Genomic DNA, 22,099 nt, shown 5'->3' with positions numbered 1-22,099 from the left:
GCCGACAATTCTTTATTTGCCGGCTTTCATTTATATAATAAAGGAAATCTATTTCTGACGGAAGTCAAACATCAGATTGATTCTTACACCTTCATCACCTTTTTTAATCCGGATATTACCCGGCTGACTCTGCGGTCCTTGCTGTTTGATTGGTTTAAAAGAACAGATAGCAGGAATATCTAGCAAGAAAGATATATCTCCTTGTGGAAACTCTGGCATTGTTGGTTTACCATCGGCACGCCCTTTTGGTTCTTCGGGAGTAAATACCCGGAAATAGATTCCATCATTATGTGCATAGACTGTAAACGGTGTTGTTTTACTCTCCAGTGTAGCCCAATAGAGATTTGCATGATAACCTTTAAACTCGGGATATATAAGATTCTCGAAACTTTCGCCGGTAATGGTATTATTGTAATCTTTGTGCCATACACCGTAGTTGGTTCCTGGCAAACGGTTTTTCCATACACGGTAAGGACCTTTGCCAAACCATTTCATACCCGAGCAGTTTGCTTCGGGATAAGAGAATGTAAGCCCCAGGTTGTAAACCTCGTCATCGGTAAAGGCATCATCGAAACCGCCACCACCTGAAGCACGGTTCAAAAGAACAGCATCCATGTAAAGTAAGCCATCATTTGTTAATGTCCATACAATAGAATCGGCAGCACCGAGATATTTTGCACAGTAAACTGCTGCATTGCAATTATAAGTAGCACCTGCCGTCAGTCTCTCTCTTTTGTCGGCATCTTTAATTGTTACAGTGTTTATATAACTCTTTGCTGCATCATATTTCATCTTCATACCAACAGGAACAGGACCGTTATTAAACGGTATCTCCTTCTCTTCTGAAAGAATTTTCTTTATCATACCATTTTCTGCATTAAAAGTAACAGTCATATTCCCTCCTTTTAATACAATCTCAGAATCATTCTTTGTTGCATCAGCCATGTTGTTTTGCGCAGCACCTACGCTTCCGGCAACTACACCTTTGCTTATTGACTTATCAAAGTATTTTTCTACCAGATGAATTGGGTATGACCAATTACAAATGCTTTCGCCATTTTTATTGAATGCTTCAAGAGCTAATACATCTCCTTGCTGTAAAGCAGACGGAACATCAAAGTGCGCCTTACCTGTTTCACCCGGAGCAATAGATGGCAATTTAACATCTCCGGCAGCTATTTCCTTATTCTCGGTATTACCGCTTAAAGGAGCACCGCAAGAGAGTACTTTGTATTTCATAGTGCATTCACTTAAGTTGGTAAACAGATATTCGTTGGTTACAAAGAAATCACCAATGAAATTAGAAGTAACGTGCATTGGTTTAATCTGGATAGGCGACCAGCTTTCGCGCACTGCATAAAAGCTTCCCTCCTTTTCACGATGCGGACCTAAAAGTCCGTCGGGCGCATTAGAGTTATCAGAATCAAGGATTCCTTTCTTATCGGTACGAGCTATAGCCTCATCACAGAAAGCCCAGATAAATCCACCTGCAAAATACGGACTCGTCATCCAACGTTCCCAGAAATCTCTCAAGCCTGCACCTCCGCCCTGATCGTACATTGCATGCATAAACTCTGTTGGCATGAATACCTTATAACCATTAACGAAACGTCCTACCCCAGTAAGGTATGCAGGATAATGGTGGGTATCCAGTTCGTTGAAGTCAGCCCAGGGGTGCACCACATGTCGTTGTTGCAGATAATCATATTTAGCAAAAAGCTTATCGAGACTATTATTCCATCCACCTTCATTTCCATTGCTCCAGATCATAATACAAGGATGATTAACATCACGTTTAATCATCTCCTCAACCAATTTAGGACCAATATTGGAATCGTAGCTATTTTGCCATCCGGCCAATTCATCCATATATAGAATACCTATCGAGTCGCATACATCCAGAAAATGTTCATCGGGCGGATAATGAGAACGGATAGCATTCATATTCATCTCCTTAACCAGTTTGGCATCTTGAAGACTTAAAGCATGGCTGGTAGTGCGGCCACCTTCCGGCCAAAATGTATGACGGTTTACACCTTTTACAATAAGTCGGGTACCATTGAGATAAAGACCATCTTTTTCAAAGAACTCTAAAGTTCGGAAGGCTGTACGTATCTCTTTTGTTTGTACTATCTCATTATTTGCATCTTTAAGTACCAGTTTAACAACATAAAGATTTGGATGTTCCGGATCCCACGTTTTTGGCTTATCCCAGGAAGTTTTCCAAATCAGTCTTTCGTTGGATTTTACACTGGTAGATACAGTTGAGCCTGCATTACTGCTAAGAACTTTGCCATCCGCTAAAGATTTCACGGATGCAGACAAAGAATATCCTTTAACATCACCTGCAAAATCTACTCCAACAGTCATCTTACCATCTGCTTTGGCACTCACAACCACATAATCCATTGCATTTTGAGGAGTAGTCTCTAGCCATACTGGACGATAGATTCCGGAATATAACCACCAATCCGCCTTACGTTCGGCTGCATTAACAGATTTATTGGCCGATTCTTTGGCTACATGTACTTCCAACTCGTTAGTTTTCTTATAATCAACTAAATCGGTTATATCATAAGAAAAACGATAGAAGCCACCCTGATGCATCTCTCCGGCAGATTTGCCATTGATTGTTACTTTGGTATCAGTCATCACACCATCAAATACGATTTTAACTTTCTGACCTTTCCAGGCTGTCGGTACTTTAAAAGAGTAGCGGTAGGTTCCCTCTTCGTTGCTGGCTACGCCTCCTTTGGTTTTATAATAACGGCCATAAGTATAATCGCCGTATCCCTGAAGTTCCCAGTTACATGGCACCTGAATTTTTCCCCATTTTCCACTATGCTGACCTTTGGTACAGTAGAATTTCCAGGTTTTGGTATTTTCAAGACCTGTACCCGAAAGATAATAGCGTTCAGGATGCGGTTGTTGTGCCATTAATAACAAAGTGGCGGCCGTCATACACATTAGTGTATATAGTCTTCTCATCATATATAAATTAATTTAGTGATATTATTAACCGTTTTTTTATATAGTAAACACAATATCTGTGCAAGATTCTAAAAAAATCTTGGAATATGCAAAGACAAATACATTTTTTTAGCGGCGAATCGATAATCAGAAATTGCTATATAAATCAGATTAAAACGACAAAACAGACAGTTAAAAACACTTTCTCTGAATTTTAAAATATCTATTCTCAGCAATAGCAAAACCTAATCTACTTTAAGTTAATTTTATTCAATGATAACCTAAATTAAGCATGCGTCATTTCTTCTACATTAAGAATCAATTATTTTAAGGTACATCTACAACCCTTATTAAAAGGGTTATTCATACATTAAATCAATATTTCCACATAATGAATCAATATATAACACTGTTTTCTTGCAATAAAATATAAATTTGCAAACAATGTAAAAATGTTAAAAACAAAACCTTTGCACATAAATTTCTAACTATTAAAAATACAAATTATGATTCGAAAAATGCTTGCCAGGAAAGCACTTGCTACTCTATTTCTGAGTATGCTTTGCCTTACCTCATTTGCACAAGGTCATTTAGTCACAGGTGCAGTTACAGACACAAATGGTGAACTAATGATTGGAGTAAACGTATCAGTAATAGGTACAACAAACGGAACTATTACAGATATCAATGGTCAATATTCTATTTCGGCACCAGCCAATAGTAAACTCCAGTTCTCTTTTATAGGTTACAATACAAAAGTTGTTCCTGTAAACAATCAGAATAAAATTGATGTTAAGTTGGTGGAAGATGCCAAAACACTCGATGAAGTAGTTGTTATTGGTTACGGTACAGTTAAAAAACGCGATTTAACAGGTTCTGTTGCTTCTGTTAATAATGAAGCACTTATTGCCAATCCGGTTTCAAACGTTAGTCAGGCATTACAAGGCCGACTTCCGGGTGTATCTGTAACAGCTCAGGATGGACGTCCGGGTGCAGAAGTTTCAATCCGCGTTCGTGGTGGTGGTTCTATTACACAATCAAACGATCCGCTGTTCATTGTTGATGGATTCCCTGTAGGTTCTATTTCTGATATTCCATCAGATCAGATTGAAAGTATCGATGTCTTGAAAGACGCATCTTCTACTGCTATCTATGGTGCACGTGGTGCCAATGGTGTAATCCTTGTAACAACAAAGGGTGCCAAAGCTGAAAAAGTATCTGTATCATATAGCTCTTACATGCAGGTTAAAACGGTAGCTAAAACACTCGATGTGCTGGATGCACAGGATTATGTTCTTCATACATGGAGTTATGCTACAGCATTGGGTAGTGCTTATGGTAACTCAGTTGCACAATATTTTGGTGTAGGTAGCGCTAACGGTAACAATTATGCTAAATATGCAGGTGTAAAGAGTCATGATTACACTGATGATATTCTTCGTACTGCAATTGGACAAAATCATAACCTGAACATAGCAGGTGGTAACGAAAAAACTAAGATTGCCTTTGCAGCTAACTATCTGGATGATGCCGGTATTAAAATTAACTCTGGCTACAGTCGCTTTAACGGTTCATTGAAAGTTCAACAACAATTACTTCCTAACCTGAAAGTAGATTTCGATATCAGATATTCTGAAATTAAAACTGATGGTAAAGAAGATAGTGCTACAAACGGTAAAGGTTCATTGCTTTCAAATGCATACTCATTCCGCCCAATCGACGAACCTTTTGGAACTGGTAACTTTGCCGGATTTGGTAATGGTGACTCAAACGTAGACCAGACATATAATGTTGTTGATTTAGTAAATGATGTGATTCAAAAAAACACCAAGAATAATCTTCGTGGAATAGCATCTGTTTCATGGGATATAATTAAAGGACTTACTGCACGTACTGAATTAGGTTTAGGCCGTACCACAAGCGAAAACAAATATTACGAAAACGGTCTTACCAATAGCTACAAATATGCAAAACTGACTAAGGGAGACAGCTGGAACGTTCGTTCTGCTACAACATTGAATTATGAAGTTCAAGGATTAGGAAAGGATCACAACCTATCATTCCTTTTAGGTAATGAAATTTTAGCATCAAAATCTAATTCTTCACAGATTACCGGTGCCGGATATTCTGCCAGCTTTGATTTCAACCAAGCTTTTGGTAAGATAAACATGACAAATCCTGCTCTTGGAAAAGATTCTTACTCAAACACTATTGGAACTCCCAGCAAAACTCTTTCATTCTTTGGACGTGCTAACTATTCATTCAAAGGACGTTATCTGTTAACCGGTACATTACGTGCTGATGGTTCTTCTAAATTCTCTCCAAACAATCACTGGGGATATTTCCCAGCAGGTGCATTTGCATGGCGTATCTCTGATGAACCATTCCTTGAAAGTTCAAAAGGTTGGTTAGATAACCTTAAGCTTCGTTTATCTTATGGTACTTCCGGTGCCGACAACATTGACCCTAGTTTATGGAAAGAAACATGGACTACTTCAACCATTACTACTGATGGCAAAACATCTACTGTATATAAACCAGCTGGTATGCTTTCAAATCCTGACTTAAAATGGGAAACAACAGTTTCAAGAAATATCGGTGTTGATTTCGGTTTCTGGAATAACCGCCTTTATGGTTCTTTGGATGCTTATTGGAATTCTACTAAAGATTTGCTTATGGAAGTTCCAATTGATGAGACTACCGGATATTCTTATCAGTTCCAAAATATTGGAAAGACTTCAAACAAAGGGTTTGAACTTTCTCTTGGAGCTGATATTATCCGAAATAAAGATTTCACTTTGAATGTTAGTGCTACATACAACTTTAATAAAAACAATATTGAAGAGTTAAGAGATGATGTTACAGCAGAATATGGTTCTCAATGGGCTTCAACAGCAACACAACCTAATTATGACTATTTATTCAGAGTTGGATCATCAGTAGGATTAATTCGCGGATATAAATGCGACGGTTTCTATAAAGCCGATGACTTTGATTACAATAGTTCAACAGGCGTTTATACCTTAAAAAGTGGTGTTGCTGATCTTCCTACTATTACTGGTAATTATCCAACCCCTATTAAGAAAGCAACAGGACAAAACGCTTTCCCTGGTGCTATAAAACTTCATGATGCAGACGGTAACGGTGTTGTTGATACCAAAGATGTAACAGATCTTGGTGAAGTGACTCCACAACATACCGGAGGTTTCAACCTTAACATGAACTATAAGGGATTTGATTTAAGTGCAGGTTTTGCATGGGCCATTGGTGGCAAAGTTTACAATGCTAATGCAATGGCTAATATGTATGGAAACAAAGACGTTTCTATAGGTGCCAACCGTCTTGCATTTGTAAAAGACTGGTATAAAGTGTATGATATAAACACATCTGGTGATTTAGTTGCTGTTACTGATCCAACAGCTTTGAATACATTAAATGCTAATGCAAAATATGGATTGCCATATTATGAAAACGGTGTTGTTCTTTCAACATTTGTAGAAGATGCATCTTACCTGCGTATGAATACTTTAACTTTAGGATATACACTTCCTAAGAACTTAACAAAGAAAGCAAGTATTCAACGTCTACGTGTTTACGTAACAGGTGGTAACCTATTCACTATTACCGGATATTCTGGCTTAGATCCAGAAGTTAATACTTTCTCAAACAAATCAACCGCAGCGAACTCAGGTAAGTTCCCTACACTCGGATTAGATTGGGGTAGCTATCCTCGTGCCAGAACATTTACTGTTGGCCTTAACCTTGAATTCTAATATGGTACAATTTAAAAAGTAACAAAATGAAAAAGATATTATATACAATGTTTGGTGCTGGTATGCTTTTCCTTACCACATCATGTAATGACTTTCTGGAAACAACATCTCCATCTGACGCAGACGTTAATTTTGTATTTTCAGATCCATCAAGTACTCGTGCAGCTTTAAATAATGCATATGAGTTATGGAGAAGTAAAGCGTTTGTTCATGCTAATGGATTATTTTATGATTTATGTGTTGTAGGTTCTGACTCAGAACGTCACCCTGAAAAATATTCAGCTCAAACCCGTCATATTCCAGAAAATTTATATTCAAATGGAGATGCTGTATCAAGTTTCGACATCAGTTTCAGCGATGGAAGTACAGCATGGACAAATCTTTATTCAATAATAGCTACAACTAATACACTCATAAACTTGTTTGAAACATCTTCGTCTTTCAATACATACATGAGTGCAGGAAAACCAAGTGAATTATCTCAGCTTTATGGTGAAGCTGTAGCGTTACGTGCAACTTGTTATTTTGAATTATGTCGTTTCTTCGGAGATGTTCCTCATCAATTAGTTCCTGGTGTTCAGGCAGAAGGGCTAACTTCACGTGATGAAATATACGAATACCACATCAAAAAACTTATGCAAGTTGAACCGTTAATGTATCATGTAGGAGAAAATGCAAATGCAATAGTAACATACATGACTCGTACATACGTTCAGGGCTTAATTGGCCGTATGTGTCTATATGCAGGTGGATATGCAACCCGCAGAACAGACCTTGGAGCTGATTTTTATAAAAATATTGATGGCAAAACTATTTCATTTACAAAGATTGGCTCTGAAAAGAACGGGGCCGTTTATAACAGACGAACAGACTATCTTGATTTCTACAAAATTGCAAAAACTTATTTGGAAGCTTGTGTTGCTAATCACGGTTCAGTTAAATTAATCACAAAAGACAGCAGATCCAACAGTAAAGCCGGACAAGTATTTGGCAATCCTTTCCAGCTTGTATTCCAGGAAACAATGAATGGTGATGCATTATATTCAGAAGAATCTGTTTATGAAATACCTGAAACACGTGGTCAATCATCTGAACGTCCTTATGCTTTCGGACGTCCTTCTGATGGTGGTGGTTCTAATGCATATCCAGGAAAGAGCTATGGTCAATCTCGTTTCCATCCAACTTACTATTATGGAGATTTCGATCCAAATGATATGCGTCGTGACGTAACGGCAACAGTTACTGCAAGCTCAGGAAAAGGAGCCGAAGTTATGATTAGCTTTCTACCAAGTTCTAAATCACAGGGTGGTATCTCAAATAATAAGTGGGACGAAAACAGAATGACTAGTCCTTATACTGCAAAACAACGTAATTCAGGCATTAACAATCCTTATATGCGTTTCTCAGATGTAATTTTAATGTTAGCTGAAGTTTATGCAGAATTAGGTGAAGACGGAAAAGCTAAAGAAGAATTACGTAAAGTTCATGAACGTGCTTTTGCAAATGCAACACTTGCTAATCTTGACGGTTTTATCACTAAATGTGGTAGTTTGAAAGAAGCTATTGCACAAGAACGTAAACTTGAATTTGGTGGAGAAGGATTACGTCGTTATGACTTGATTCGCACAGGTAAGTTACCAGAAGCTATTACTAAATTAAAGACTCAATTAACTAATATGGTCAATGGTCTTGAGACAAAAGGATATTATACTTTTGAAAATGGTAATACTATATCAAACTATATTTGGACAAAATCAGTTAATGCTAAAAGTACATACGGATTTAGATTAACAACTCAATGTACAGATAATAACGATCCTGTTCTATTTCCAGGATGGAGAGGCCAAAACGATGACTGGGCAACTGTAGCAAGTCAGAATGTTACTACAGGTTTTACAGAAATAGCCAATACCAACCTTGCAATCAAAGGACTGTTCAATTATATTGATCCAAACGGAGCTGAAGCTGCAGCTTTAGTTGCTAATGGTTATAAAAGAGTAGACTGGGGTAAAACAATTGTTGATAACAAAGCTGAATATCTGGCAAATGTATTCCTCAATTATACAGAAGGAACTCCTCCAATCTATCTTGTACCTATGAATGCAAATACAATTTCAAGTTCAAACGGTAAGATTACTAACGGATATGGATTTGCTCAGAAATAAAATAGTTTAATAGCTATAAACTAGTTTTAAATTTTAAGTGGAGGGTACCAAATATGTATTGGTATCCTCTTTCTTTCTATTATTGACTAGTCAATTTACAGACCAAGACTTAAAAATCAATTAAAAATAAAGATGAGAAAACTCAAGATATTCTTAATAAAAAAGTGCGCATAATTTTAAAATCATACGCACTCAAAATATCCATTTATTAATAGAATGATTATTTTGAAATAAAGTCAGCTCTCATTGGACTAAAACAATCAATAAGTATGCCGGCTTCAATACATGTACATTCATGTTCAGCATCTGGGGCAATATAAATTCCATCACCAGCCTCAACAATCTGCATTTCACCATCTACTGAAAATTCAAATTTTCCACTTGCCACATAAGTAGTCTGAGTATGATAGTGAGTATGAAGCACACCTTTTGCTCCTTTTTCAAACTTAACTTTAACAAGCATCAGTTGTCCATCATATCCCATAATCTGTCGAGCCACTCCTTCACCGGCTGGCTCCCACTCATTCTCTTTTTCAAAAATAAATTTCTTGCTACAAGTTTTCATTATCAAATCTTTTATCTTAGTAATATTAATGCTCAAAATTATGTAATTCTTTTCTAATACACTATCATGCTAATAAATTAAAAAGTACCAGAGAACAAAAATAGAGATTAGCTGTTACTAAATTAGTAGTTTACAAATTAATAAATCTATTAATATGAGCGACATTATAAATATAAATCCTCTGATTTATACCCATCAGACCGAGGTTAATGAGAATCCGGAAACTAAAACAGAAACCAGTCACGCAGAAATTTCTTCTCCCAAGAGGCCTGTACATATTCTATATTATACAGACCCTATATGCTCTGCATGTTGGGGGATAGAGCCTCAATTAAGGAAATTAAAACTGGAGTATGGGGAGAACTATCAAATAGAATATAAAATGGGAGGACTTCTTTCCAATTGGGAAAATGAGAGCAATAGTAAAATCAACAAACCAGCAGATGTAGCACATCATTGGGAAGAAGTTGGCAATTATTATGGGATGCCTATTGATGGAGATGTTTGGCTGGAAGATCCTTTATCTTCTTCATACCCACCTTCAATTGCCTTCAAAGCTGCGCAAATACAGGATAATGAAATTTCACTCGTATTTCTCAGGAGAATAAAAGAAATGCTTTTTCTTGAAAAGAAAAACATCTCAAAGTGGAAATGGATAGAAGAAGCTGCATTATATGCTGAATTAAATATTGATCAATTGAAAAAAGATTTTGAAGGTGATGCCCAACATACATTTAAAGAAGATTTAGACATAAGTAAACAAATGGGCGTAAGAGGGTTTCCTACATTATTTTTCACGAATGCTGATGGCATGAAAGTAGAACTATATGGCGTACGGCCATATAAAGATTTTGAAGAGGCTTTGCTTAAATTGTGTCCTGAAGCTATAAAACACCTAATTTTCAAAACTCATGAAGGATTATTTGATTACTACCCAACTCTTACAACTCATGAATTTGCTGTAATTACAGACAGGCATGATAGTGATGCTTTGGATATTTTAAATAGCTTATATAATTCAAAGTTCATAGATAAATACATATCCAAAAAGGGAATACTCTGGATCAAGATATAAAATAACAAAGCCTCAAATAATGCAAAGATGACATATAAAATAATCTCTAATATTACTGCATTATTTCTAAAACAATAGATTCTGCACAGATTATGCCATAAGACTTTCACTTTTTCAAGAAGCCTTATGGCATAAAATATAAAAAAGCACTAATGAAATATTTAGTCTATAAATGTAAAAAGCTTAAATTTGACTCAAAAATATGTTTTTTTTGCTATTTTTGCAACAATATGCATATTTAGCGGCATCAATGTCGCAATAGAAATTAGGCCAATGAAAGTTATAGAATTAATAAAGAGTAATGACAAAACAGCTTTTTCGTTTGAGATATTGCCTCCTTTAAAGGGAACTGGCATTGAAAAGCTATATGAAACTATAGATACATTAAAGGAATTCGACCCTAAATACATCAACATAACCACACATCGTAGTGAGTATATTTATAAGGAATTAGGCAATGGATTGTTCCAACGCAGCAACGTTCGTCGCCGTCCCGGCACAGTAGCTGTGGCTGCTGCGATTAAAAACAAATACAATATAACAGCTGTGCCGCACATTTTATGTAGTGGATTCACTCAGGAAGAAACCGAATATGTACTACTTGATTTGCAGTTTCTTGGCATTACCGATTTATTAGTTCTTCGTGGTGACAAAGCCAAACATGAACCTGTTTTCAAGCCAGTAGGCAATGGCTATTATCATGCAATTGAACTTCAAGAACAAATAAACAAATTCAATAAAGGAGTATTCGTTGATGGTGAACAAATGAAAGTTTCCTTGCAACCATTTTCTTATGGAGTTGCTTGCTACCCTGAAAAGCATGAAGAAGCGCCTAATATTGATACAGATATTTACTGGTTAAAAAAGAAGATGGAAGCTGGCGCTGAATATGCAGTTACTCAATTATTTTACGATAACAAAAAGTTCTTTGAGTTTGTAGACCGTGCCAGAAAAGCAGGAGTTACAATTCCAATAATTCCAGGAATTAAGCCTTTTTCCAAATTATCTCAGCTAAGTATGGTTCCAAAAACCTTTAAAGTTGATATTCCAGAAGACTTGGCAAATGAGGCTATGAAATGCAAAAATGATGCAGATGCAAAACAATTGGGTATTGAATGGTGCGTGGAGCAGTGCCGTGAACTAATGGCACACGGACTACCAAGCATTCATTTCTATTCTGTGGGCGCTGTAGACAGTATTAAAGAAGTAGCTAAGCTAATATATTAATTATGTTCTTCAGAGAGGTAATAGGACAAGAAGAAGTTAAAAAGAAATTTCTTTTAGAAGTGAAGGAAAACCGTATCCCTCACGCACAGCTTATTTGTGGACCAGAAGGCGTAGGCAAATTACCATTGGCTATTGCTTATGCCAGATACCTCCTCTGCCCAAACCATACTGAAGAAGATGCTTGTGGTATCTGCCCTTCATGTGTAAAGATGAACAAATTGGCTCATCCTGATTTACATTTTGTCTTCCCAATTGTGAAGAAAAAAAATCAAAAAGAGGTTGTTTGTGATGACTACATTAAAGATTGGCGGAATTTTGTGATAAACAACCCATATTTTAATCTAAATCATTGGTTAAAAGAAATGGATGCAGAAAATTCCCAAGCCATGATTTACACAAAAGAGAGCGATGAGATTCTTAGGAAACTAAGCTTGAAGAGCAGTGAAGGCGGTTATAAAGTAATGATTATCTGGCTACCAGAGAAAATGAATGAAGCTTGCTCTAACAAGCTACTAAAGTTACTTGAAGAGCCTCCTGCAAAGACAGTATTCCTGCTTGTATCTGAGCAACCCGACCTAATGCTTACAACAATATTAAGTCGTACTCAAAGGGTAAATGTGCGCCACATTAAAGAAGAAAGCATCATTGAAAAGCTAAAAAACAGCTATGGGTTAACAGATCAGGATGCACAAATCACTGCTCACCTTGCTAACGGTAATTTTATCCGTGCAATGGAACAGATTCATCTTAATGAAGAAAAAAAACTTTTCTTCGATTTGTTCGTCAGCCTGATGCGCCTCTCCTATCAACGAAAAATAAAAGAAATGAAAGCATGGAGTGAGTTACTTGCAGGAATAGGGCGTGAAAGACAAAAAGACTTTCTTGAATATGCACAACGAATGATCCGTGAGAATTTTATTCTAAACTTTCATCATAACGAGCTTACATACATGAACAGAGATGAATATAATTTTTCTGTTCGATTTGCACCGTTTGTAAATGAACGAAATGCTATGGGAATAATGGATGAACTTACAATGGCTCAACAACATATTGAACAAAATGTGAATGCTAAAATGGTATTTTTTGATTTTTCATTAAAAATGATCGTTTTGCTGAAACAATAAATAATATAAAAATGGATTATAAATTACATAACGGAAGCGGGAAGCTATGCTGCAAAGGCTGCTCCCGACAAGATAATAAATTAAATACTTACGATTGGCTAGCTGATATTCCTGGGAGTAGTGACGAAAGTGACCTTGTTGAAATACAGTTTAAAAATACACGCAAAGGATACTATCGGAACAGTAACGGATTAAAGCTGGAAAAAGGAGATGTGGTAGCCGTGGAATCAACTCCCGGACACGACATTGGTACTGTTACATTGACAGGAAGATTAGTTCCTTTACAAATGCAGAAAACAGGATTCAAGCCAAATACTGAAATCAAACGTGTTTATCGCAAAGTTAAAGCTGTAGACATTGAAAAGTTTGAAGAAGCTAAGGCTAAAGAACACGATACAATGATCCGTTCAAGGCAAATAGCTGCAAATCTTAATCTCAATATGAAAATCGGTGATGTTGAGTATCAGGGTGATGGTAATAAAGCCATATTTTATTATATCGCTGATGAACGAGTTGACTTCCGACAATTAATTAAGGTTTTAGCAGAAACGTTCCGTGTACGAATTGAAATGAAACAAATTGGTGCCCGACAAGAAGCTGGAAGAATTGGTGGTATTGGTCCTTGCGGTAGAGAGCTTTGCTGCGCAACCTGGATGACTAATTTTGTATCAGTATCTACCAGTGCAGCTAGGTTACAAGATATCTCCCTCAATCCACAGAAGCTCGCTGGTCAATGTGCTAAGCTTAAATGTTGCATGAATTATGAGGTAGACTGTTATGTTGAGGCTCAAAAGAGATTGCCTTCAAGAGAAATAGAACTTGAAACAAAAGACGGTACATTCTATTTCTTTAAAGCTGATATATTGAGAAATGAAATCTCATATTCAACAGATAAGAACTTTGCTGCAAACTTGGTTACCATCTCTGGGAGAAGAGCTTTTGAAGTTATCAATCTTAATCGCAAAGGAATCAAGCCTGATAACCTTCACGAATCAGAGAAAAAGCCTGAGCCACAGAAGCCTGTAGATTTAGTTGAGCAGGAAAGCCTTACTCGTTTTGATAAGCGTAAATCAGGCAATGAGAATAAAAACACCAAAAGAAATGACAACGGAAACAGAAACAAACAAGAAAACAGAAACCGTAATGAGAATCCAAATAGAAATAACAACGAAGTTGCAAATAGAAATGAAGGCGGAAACCGTAATGAGAGTAGAAGAAGGGTTGAGATCAAAAATAAAAATGAGAATATAAATAAGGTTTCTATTGAAAACACCAATAAAAGCACTAACGAAAACTATAAAGGAAGTGAAGGTGGAAATGCGAATAGAAACAGACGAAGAAAAAGACCAAACAATAGACCTCAACAACGAGATGATAAGCCTCAATCAGAAAAAGAATAAATTAATACTGCTGTTATCAGTTATCCTGCTGTCAGCATGTGATTCCGATACAATGTATCACTCTTTTCTTCATGTTTCCAAAGAAGGATGGAAGAAGAGTGATACACTCACTTTTAAGGCACCAATAACAGATTCACTTGCAACTTATCGTATATCTGTAGAAGTACGCAATAGAATAGATTACCCCTATCGTAATTTATGCCTGTTCATATCACATAATACACAAGATAGTACTGTTTTTGTGACTGATACTATTCAATATTCACTTGCCGACGAATCTGGAAAATGGTTAGGAACAGGAGTTGGCAACCTTTACCAATCGGCATGTAGCTATACATTTATTGCTCCAAAACGTTCTGGCAATCTTACATTCAAGTTAAGTCACGGAATGATGGACAATGTTCTAATTGGAATTAACGATGTTGGTATAGAGATAAAACGGAAAAAATAAATTCCTTTATCTCTATTGTCTAGTGTTTCTCAGACCTTCCGGCATCAATCCTTAAAAAAATAAATAAAAGGATTGTAAAGCCCCATAACGAAGATCCTCCATAACTAAAGAAAGGAAGAGGAATACCAATAACAGGTGTAAGACCTAACACCATCCCAATATTTATAAATAAGTGGAAAAGGAATATACTGACCACAGAGTAGCCATAGACTCGTCCAAAAGCTGAGTATTGCCGTTCTGAAAGTACTACAAGTCGTATTATAAGAATTAGGAACAGCAATAAAACAATAGATGATCCAACAAATCCTTGCTCCTCACCTACTGTACAAAATATAAAGTCTGTATCTTGTTCTGGCACATACTTAAGCTTAGTCTGCGTTCCATTAAGAAAACCTTTGCCATATAAGCCTCCTGACCCAATTGCTATCTTCGATTGATTCACATTATATCCTGCTCCGGTAAGATCTTCTTCCATCCCCAAAACAACTTTAATACGAATTTGCTGGTGTGGTTCTAGTATATTATCAAATACATAATTACTTGAATAAAGAAATCCCACAGAAGAAACAGCAAACAAAGCAATTAACATATAGCCTTTATTCATACCCGTTAATGAAAGGAAAAACATATATCCGGCAAGGATTATACACATAGGAAGTAAAACCCAAACAAGATTAAACGGAACTACGAATTTAGAGAAAAGAAAGGCTAGCAACAAAATAGGTACGCAGACAATAATAATATTACGGATTGGTACCCATTGTTTCATATAGACCCAAACCATTCCAGCAACAAATATTATAATCATCAGTAATACTGAGAACTGACCAATAGGAGTTGGACTTTGTCCTATCATTATATCACCAAAACGTATACCTACAATAAAGTAAATTACGGCACATACACCAGAAAACAAAATAGCACCGGGCATTCCTTCTCTATAAAGCATCAGGAAGAAAGACAGATATACAAGAGCAGATCCTGTTTCTCTCTGCAAAATAATCAATCCTAAAGGTAGCAATATTAGCAGGGCCAATAACGAAGCACTCTTAAACTTTCTCATATTAAATGAATAAGAGCTCATATATTTCGCTAAAACGAGAGCCGTAGCAGACTTGGCAAACTCTGCGGGCTGAAGACTAACTGGACCGAGGCTTAACCAGGAATGAGATCCTTTTACATCTCTGGCTATAAATATCGTAACAAAAAGCAGGAACAGCATCCCTATATAAAGAATATAAGAGAACATATCGTATATTCTTTCTTCTATCATTAACAGTACAAATCCTAAACCGAATGAGCACAGTATCCACATTAATTGCTTTCCACCTCTTGTACCAAAACTGAGGAAGTCAGTATCTCCATAGTTATAACTGGCTCCACATACACTGAACCAACCACAAGTGATCAGTATCAAATATATTATTATAGTTGTCCAATCAACAGACTTCCATAAACTAACGCGTCTGGGCTCCATAGGATATTACAGCATTACTTAAACTTTCAACTAGCTTTTCTCTCTCTGGAGCAATTTTCCCTTTGAGATAATGCTCCATCATCAATGCACCAATAGGAACGGCATAAGTTGCTCCCCAACCACCATTCTCTACGTAGACACAAATGGCAATTTTAGGCTTGCTCATAGGTGCAAATCCCATAAAAACAGAGTGGTCTTTTCCCCTATTCTGAGCTGTTCCAGTTTTACCGCAAACTTCCATTTCAGGCATATAGTTTGCTCTGGTACAAGTTCCATGTTCAACAGCTCCACGCATACCCTTAATTATATAAGAGTAATACTTTGGATCAATTGTTGTATATTTGGGGTATAGATAAGTGCTATCTAATCTTCCTCCAATAATACTCCTCACAACATGAGGAGTTCTGAAATGTCCTCTATTAGCGATAGTAGCTCCCAGATTAGCTATTTGAAGAGGTGTGAGCAATACTTCACCCTGCCCGATTGCTGTATGAATAATGCGTAAACCTCCCCAGCGTCCTTTGCCATATATTTTATCATAGAACTTAGCATTAGGAATCAAACCTCTCTTTTCTCCGGGAAGGTCAATACCCAATTTGTATCCAAATCCCATTGACACCATATGATCTTTCCATACAGTCAAAGCCGAATCAGAATTCAGATATTTCTTATTATCAATCATCTTATATAACCCCCAACAAAAATAGGAGTTACATGAAGTGGCCAATGCAGGAACCAAAGGCAGCGGCGAGGGATGAGAGTGACATCCTACTCTAAGTCCAGGTACTACAAATCCATGGTAGCATGGAAAGGAAGTAGAAGGAGTTATGATCTTTTCCTGAAGAAAGATTAATGACTGAGCTGGTTTAAAAGTAGATCCCGGAGGATAAGAAGCCATTAAAGCTCTATTAAATAGAGGTTTTCTTGGATCTCGTTCCAACTCCATATGCATTTTCCCTCGCTGACGTCCAACCATATCTGCCGGATTAAATGTTGGCGTAGAGACCAGACAAAGTATTTCCCCAGTTTCAGGTTCAATAGCTACTATAGCTCCAATTTTAGATCCCATAAGCTTTTCACCAAACTTTTGCAGTTCAATGTCAATGGAAAGTCGCAAGTTCTTTCCAGGTATAGGTCTTTTATCTAGTTTACCATTCAAATATTTACCTTGAATACGTCCATGAGCATCTCTTAGAAGAATTTCAACTCCTTTATGTCCACGCAGTTGCTTTTCATAAAACTTCTCAACGCCCTGCTTTCCTATATAGTCTCCACGCACATAGTAATCGTCATCTTCTATATTTGCCATTGACGCCTCACCTAAATCACCTAATATATGTGCTGCAGAATTATATGAATACTGTCGTATAGAACGTTGCTGAACATAAAATCCTCGAAATTTGAATAACTTTTCCTGCAAAACACTACTTTCTTCTGCCGAAAGTTGTACCATAAACAGCTGATTTGTGAAACGAGAATAGCCAGGGTTTTTAGATCTGTCTTTTATATCAGCCATTCGCTTTATAAAATATTCTTTTGTAATATTTAAAGTCTGACATAAATCAAGAGTATCAAGATGTTCAATCTCTTTCATCACTACAGTCACATCATATGCTGGCTGGTTATAAACAAGCAATTTATTATTTCGGTCGTAGATAATACCTCTTGAAGGATATTGAATCTTATTTAGAAAGGCATTACTATCTGCATTTTTTTTGTAATCATCAGACATAATCTGAAGAACAAAAAGGCGTGTAATATAGAGAAGCACAACCGTAATGGCAATACCCACTATAACATATCTTCTTTTTTCTAAATTAAAATCCCTAGCCACGTTTATTTTCTTAATCCTTCAATACCCATTATACATAAGACAGTAACTACTGTACTAGTTCCTATTTTTATCAGCAAAGTGCTCAGATCGAATAAAGAGAAAGATTCAATCATCAATAATGCAGTATGATGAAGCAACACACACAATATTACATACTTTACAAAAGGAGAAACACCAATAGCTTTTATTGCAGGAACATACTCGTCTGTACTATCCCGCATAGAGAAAAGACGCAAGAAGAGCGGACGGATAAAAGCTATAAAAGTTGTAGCTGCAGCATTCATTCCAGGGGTATCAGAAAACATATCAATTGTCAGTCCGAGAAAGAATCCCCATAACATCATCTCACTTCTGGAAGTCCCAGAAGACATCTTCAATATCAGATATATGTATATATATGGAGTAGCAAATCCTGCAATATGCACATTATTAAGCACCAATACCTGAATTAAAACAAGTGCTATAAACCACTTTATTCGCCTTAAATATGTTATTATCATTGTTCCTGCTTGTTTGCCGATTCTTCAAGAAGTTTCTGTTCCATTTGTGTTGCTTTAGGCAAAACCCTCACACTATTAAGTTTGCCAAAGTCTGTAGCTAAACGAACTTTCAACTGATAAGAAAGTCCATCTTTAGAATTACCTATATGATCAACAGTTCCAACCATAATTCCTGCCGGAAAAACATCCGAGTAACCACTTGTCACAATAGTATCTCCCAAACCAAATTTAGCATGTCTGGGCAGATCATCTAAATATGCATAACGAGAATCTCTTCCCTCCCACTTTATTGTACCAAAATAGCCACTACCTAATATCTTACAACCTATTCTGCATTTTGTATTTAGCATAGATATAACGACTGAATATTTAGGTGTTGTCATATACACAATACCAACAACTCCATTTCTGTCAATAACTCCCATTTCACTATGAACGCCATCATTAGATCCCTTATCCAAAGTTATATAGTTATCGGCTTTTATTAATGAGCTATTAATAACATTAGCTTTTATTAGATTGGAATTCTTGGCTATCTGATCATTCATGCCATTAATATCCAAGGAATCCACCCCACGTCCTTGTAATTCCTTCCTTAAATTAGCAAGTTGTTGTTCAAGCAGCATGTTACGATCCAGCAAATCTTCATTAGCTTCTTTAAGATAGAAATATGAAGTTACATCTCCTTTTATCTTGTATATTTCACCAGCAACAGCATTACTGGATGTAAAGAAAGAGCTTTTCTGATAGTGATTAAAGCGAAACAATAAAGTAAAACTGATAATCTCTAGCAGAAAGAAAAGAAACCAGTAGTAATATTTAATCAGGAAGTTTAGTAGGTTCCGCATATAATTCCAAAGTAGTAACTAGCCGATATGCAGATATCCAGATCTCAAAATATGTAGATCTGTATATCTGCACACCGGCATATTATATTTATCGCATCAGGAATGAGAATTTATCTACATTCTTCAATGCTACTCCTGTTCCTTTTGCTACAGCATGAAGAGGATCTTCAGCTATATGGAAAGGTATATTAATTTTATCTGTTAAACGTTTGTCTAGTCCTCTCAATAGAGCACCTCCACCAGCTAAATAGATACCGTTGTGTACAATATCAGCATACAATTCAGGCGGAGTTTGTTCCAATGCACTAAGAATAGCTGTTTCCATTTTAGCAATGGATTTTTCCAAGCAATGAGCTATTTCCTGGTAGCATACAGGAACTTCCATTGGAAGAGCTGTCATTCTGTTAGGACCGTGAACAATAAAATCTTCCGGTGCATCTTCAAGTTCAGTCAAAGCAGCACCAACATGAATCTTAATCTGTTCAGCTGTACGCTCACCTATTTTCAGGTTGTGCTGACGACCCATATATTCCTGAATGTCCGATGTTAAATCATCACCTGCAATACGGATAGATTTGTTTGAGACGATACCTCCCAATGAAATAACTGCAATTTCGGTAGACCCACCACCTATATCAACAATCATATTTCCTTCCGGCGCCTCTACATCAATACCAATACCAATTGCAGCAGCCATTGGTTCGAATATTAAATAGACGTCACGTCCTCCGGCATGTTCGGCAGAATCACGTACTGCACGCAATTCAACTTCGGTACTTCCAGAAGGAACGCAGATAACCATTCTCAAAGAAGGAGAGAACAATCTGTGATGAGTATTCATCATCTTAATCATACCTCTCATCATTTGCTCACATGCATAGAAGTCAGCAATCACACCGTCACGAAGTGGACGGATAGTTCTGATATTTTCATGTGTTTTGCCATGCATCTGGCGTGCTTTTTCACCTACAGCGATCATTTTATCTGTACGTCTGTCTAAAGCAACTACAGATGGCTCATCAACTACAATTTTACCGTTACTGATGATGATGGTATTGGCAGTACCCAAGTCCATCGCTATTTCTTGAGTGAAAGAAAATAATCCCATTTTTTATTAATGTTTAAAGTGTCTGATTCCGGTTGTAACCATTGCTACACCATTCTCATTACAATAATCAAAAGATTCTTGATCTCTAACAGAACCTCCAGGCTGGATTACAGAAGTTATACCTGCTTTATGTGCAATCTCAACACAATCAGGGAATGGGAAGAATGCATCACTTGCCATCACTGCTCCTTGCAAATCAAATCCGAAAGCTTTAGCTTTTTCGATTGCTTGTTTCAAGGCATCAACACGAGATGTCTGACCGACACCACTTGCACATAATTGTTTTCCTTTAGCCAGAACAATAGAATTAGATTTACTGTTCTTCACTATTTTATTAGCAAACAGCATATCTTCAATTTCTTGTTCAGTTGGAGCTTTTACAGTTACAGTCTTCAAATCTGAAGAAGTTTCTATGTTTAAGTCTCTATCTTGTACTAATACACCGTTCAATAATGAGCGGAATTGTTTCTTTGGGAATTTAGCTTCCTTACGAACCAATATAATACGATTTTTCTTTTGTGTCAATATTTCCAGAGCATCAACATCATAATCCGGAGCAATAATAACCTCAAAGAAAATCTTAGTTATTTCTTCTGCTGCAGCTTTGTCTATTACAGAATTTGTGATTAGAACACCTCCGAAAGCTGAAACCGGATCGCCAGCCAAAGCATCTTTCCAAGCTTCAACCACAGTAGGACGAGAAGCCAATCCGCATGCATTGTTATGTTTCAAAACAGCAAATGTTGTTTCATCGAATTCATCAATCAAATCAACTGCTGCATTTATATCAAGTAAATTATTATATGAAATTTCTTTTCCGTGAATCTGATCAAAAACTGCATCCAAATCACCAAAGAAAACACCTTTCTGATGAGGATTTTCGCCATATCTAAGTGGCTTCTGCTCGTTTACTGAACAGCGGAATCCAGAACAATCTTCGCCATCAAAATAGTTAAAGATAGCAGAATCGTAGTGTGAAGAAACCGCAAAAGCTTCTTTAGCAAACCAACGACGTTCTTCGATTGTACTAGTTGCTCCATGCTCCATCAACATATCTGCCAATGGTTTGTATTGAGTTTGCGAAGCTACAATAACAACATCTTTATAATTCTTAGCGGCTGCACGAATTAATGAAATACCACCTATATCAATTTTTTCAACGATAGCAGCTTCACCAGCTCCTGAAGCAACAGTTGCTTCGAATGGATATAAGTCAACAATGACTAAATCTATTTCTGGAATCTCGTATTTTTCTATTTGTTGAAGATCTTGTTCTACCTCTCTACGGCATAAAATACCACCAAATACCTTTGGATGGAGAGTCTTTACTCTACCGCCTAAAATTGATGGGTAAGTAGTAAGGTCTTCTACAGCCTTACAAGGGAAACCTAGAGATTCAATAAACTGACGTGTACCTCCTGTAGACAGGAATTCAACTCCTTCCTCGTGGAGTTTGGTGATTAAATCATCCAATCCTTCCTTATGGTAAACCGACACGAGAGCGGTTTTAATTTTTTTTGTTTCAGACATTTAATTGCATATTAGGTGTTTCAATGCGCAAAGGTACAAATTATTGTTT

Annotated in this window: 14 protein-coding genes and 1 pseudogene; 7 read left to right on the top strand and 8 right to left on the bottom strand. The window is 36.8% G+C overall.

Annotated features, from left to right (window positions below; translation table 11 throughout):
- Positions 1 to 48: 48 nt before the first annotated feature.
- Positions 49 to 2,991: a glycoside hydrolase family 2 TIM barrel-domain containing protein gene (locus BUC21_RS14505; protein ID WP_073403713.1), complete on the bottom strand. Its 2,943-nt coding sequence runs from the start codon at positions 2,989 to 2,991 to the stop codon at positions 49 to 51.
- 485 nt (positions 2,992 to 3,476) lie between these two features.
- Here BUC21_RS14505 and BUC21_RS14500 point away from each other — a divergent pair, with 485 nt between their 5' ends.
- Both BUC21_RS14500 and BUC21_RS14495 read left to right on the top strand, forming a co-directional pair.
- Entirely contained in the window at positions 3,477 to 6,743 is a 3,267-nt protein-coding gene (locus BUC21_RS14500) for a SusC/RagA family TonB-linked outer membrane protein (protein ID WP_073403711.1), read from the top strand.
- A 26-nt stretch (positions 6,744 to 6,769) separates the two neighbouring features.
- A complete protein-coding gene (locus tag BUC21_RS14495) occupies positions 6,770 to 8,908 on the top strand; it encodes a RagB/SusD family nutrient uptake outer membrane protein (RefSeq protein ID WP_073403709.1) in 2,139 nt (712 codons plus the stop codon).
- Between the two features lie 220 nt (positions 8,909 to 9,128).
- On the opposite strand, the gene BUC21_RS14490 is transcribed toward BUC21_RS14495, so the two are convergent.
- On the bottom strand, positions 9,129 to 9,473 hold the full coding sequence (locus BUC21_RS14490) for a cupin domain-containing protein (protein ID WP_073403707.1): 345 nt from the start codon (positions 9,471 to 9,473) through the stop codon (positions 9,129 to 9,131).
- Between the two features lie 154 nt (positions 9,474 to 9,627).
- On the opposite strand from BUC21_RS14490, the gene BUC21_RS14485 reads away from it, so the two are divergent.
- The 5 genes and pseudogenes from BUC21_RS14485 to BUC21_RS14465 all read left to right on the top strand — a co-directional run bounded on the left by BUC21_RS14485 (position 9,628) and on the right by BUC21_RS14465 (position 14,753).
- Complete coding sequence (locus tag BUC21_RS14485) at positions 9,628 to 10,548, top strand: DsbA family protein (protein ID WP_073403705.1); 921 nt, start codon at positions 9,628 to 9,630, stop codon at positions 10,546 to 10,548.
- A 273-nt stretch (positions 10,549 to 10,821) separates the two neighbouring features.
- Entirely contained in the window at positions 10,822 to 11,775 is a 954-nt protein-coding gene (gene metF, locus BUC21_RS14480; protein ID WP_073403703.1) for a methylenetetrahydrofolate reductase [NAD(P)H], read from the top strand.
- Between the two features lie 2 nt (positions 11,776 to 11,777).
- Complete coding sequence (locus BUC21_RS14475; protein ID WP_073403701.1) at positions 11,778 to 12,902, top strand: DNA polymerase III subunit; 1,125 nt, start codon at positions 11,778 to 11,780, stop codon at positions 12,900 to 12,902.
- An 11-nt stretch (positions 12,903 to 12,913) separates the two neighbouring features.
- Positions 12,914 to 13,967: pseudogene (locus BUC21_RS14470) on the top strand (PSP1 domain-containing protein); the annotation flags it as partial.
- 252 nt (positions 13,968 to 14,219) lie between these two features.
- Positions 14,220 to 14,753, top strand: a complete 534-nt coding sequence (locus BUC21_RS14465) for a gliding motility lipoprotein GldH (protein WP_394332765.1) — start codon at positions 14,220 to 14,222, stop codon at positions 14,751 to 14,753.
- Between the two features lie 19 nt (positions 14,754 to 14,772).
- On the opposite strand, the gene rodA is transcribed toward BUC21_RS14465, so the two are convergent.
- The 6 genes from rodA to purH form a co-directional block, all read right to left on the bottom strand.
- Positions 14,773 to 16,230 carry a rod shape-determining protein RodA gene (gene rodA, locus BUC21_RS14460; RefSeq protein ID WP_073403695.1) on the bottom strand — a complete coding sequence of 486 codons (1,458 nt, stop codon included), beginning with the start codon at positions 16,228 to 16,230 and terminating at the stop codon, positions 14,773 to 14,775.
- Positions 16,211 to 18,064, bottom strand: a complete 1,854-nt coding sequence (locus tag BUC21_RS14455; RefSeq protein WP_073403693.1) for a peptidoglycan D,D-transpeptidase FtsI family protein — start codon at positions 18,062 to 18,064, stop codon at positions 16,211 to 16,213. The genes rodA and BUC21_RS14455 overlap by 20 nt, the downstream gene beginning before the upstream one ends.
- A 2-nt stretch (positions 18,065 to 18,066) precedes the next feature.
- On the bottom strand, positions 18,067 to 18,564 hold the full coding sequence (gene mreD / locus BUC21_RS14450) for a rod shape-determining protein MreD (protein WP_073403691.1): 498 nt from the start codon (positions 18,562 to 18,564) through the stop codon (positions 18,067 to 18,069).
- Complete coding sequence (mreC, locus tag BUC21_RS14445) at positions 18,561 to 19,412, bottom strand: rod shape-determining protein MreC (protein ID WP_073403689.1); 852 nt, start codon at positions 19,410 to 19,412, stop codon at positions 18,561 to 18,563. Before mreC ends, mreD begins: the two co-directional genes overlap by 4 nt.
- Before the next feature lie 88 nt (positions 19,413 to 19,500).
- On the bottom strand, positions 19,501 to 20,520 hold the full coding sequence (locus BUC21_RS14440; protein WP_073403687.1) for a rod shape-determining protein: 1,020 nt from the start codon (positions 20,518 to 20,520) through the stop codon (positions 19,501 to 19,503).
- A 6-nt stretch (positions 20,521 to 20,526) separates the two neighbouring features.
- On the bottom strand, positions 20,527 to 22,050 hold the full coding sequence (gene purH / locus BUC21_RS14435; RefSeq protein WP_073403685.1) for a bifunctional phosphoribosylaminoimidazolecarboxamide formyltransferase/IMP cyclohydrolase: 1,524 nt from the start codon (positions 22,048 to 22,050) through the stop codon (positions 20,527 to 20,529).
- Positions 22,051 to 22,099 lie beyond the last annotated feature (49 nt).

This window comes from Bacteroides luti (assembly GCF_900128905.1).
Taxonomy (GTDB): Bacteria; Bacteroidota; Bacteroidia; order Bacteroidales; family Bacteroidaceae; genus Bacteroides; species Bacteroides luti.
Note: the sequence above shows the minus strand (reverse complement) of the source record. Positions and strands in the feature narration are given on the sequence as shown.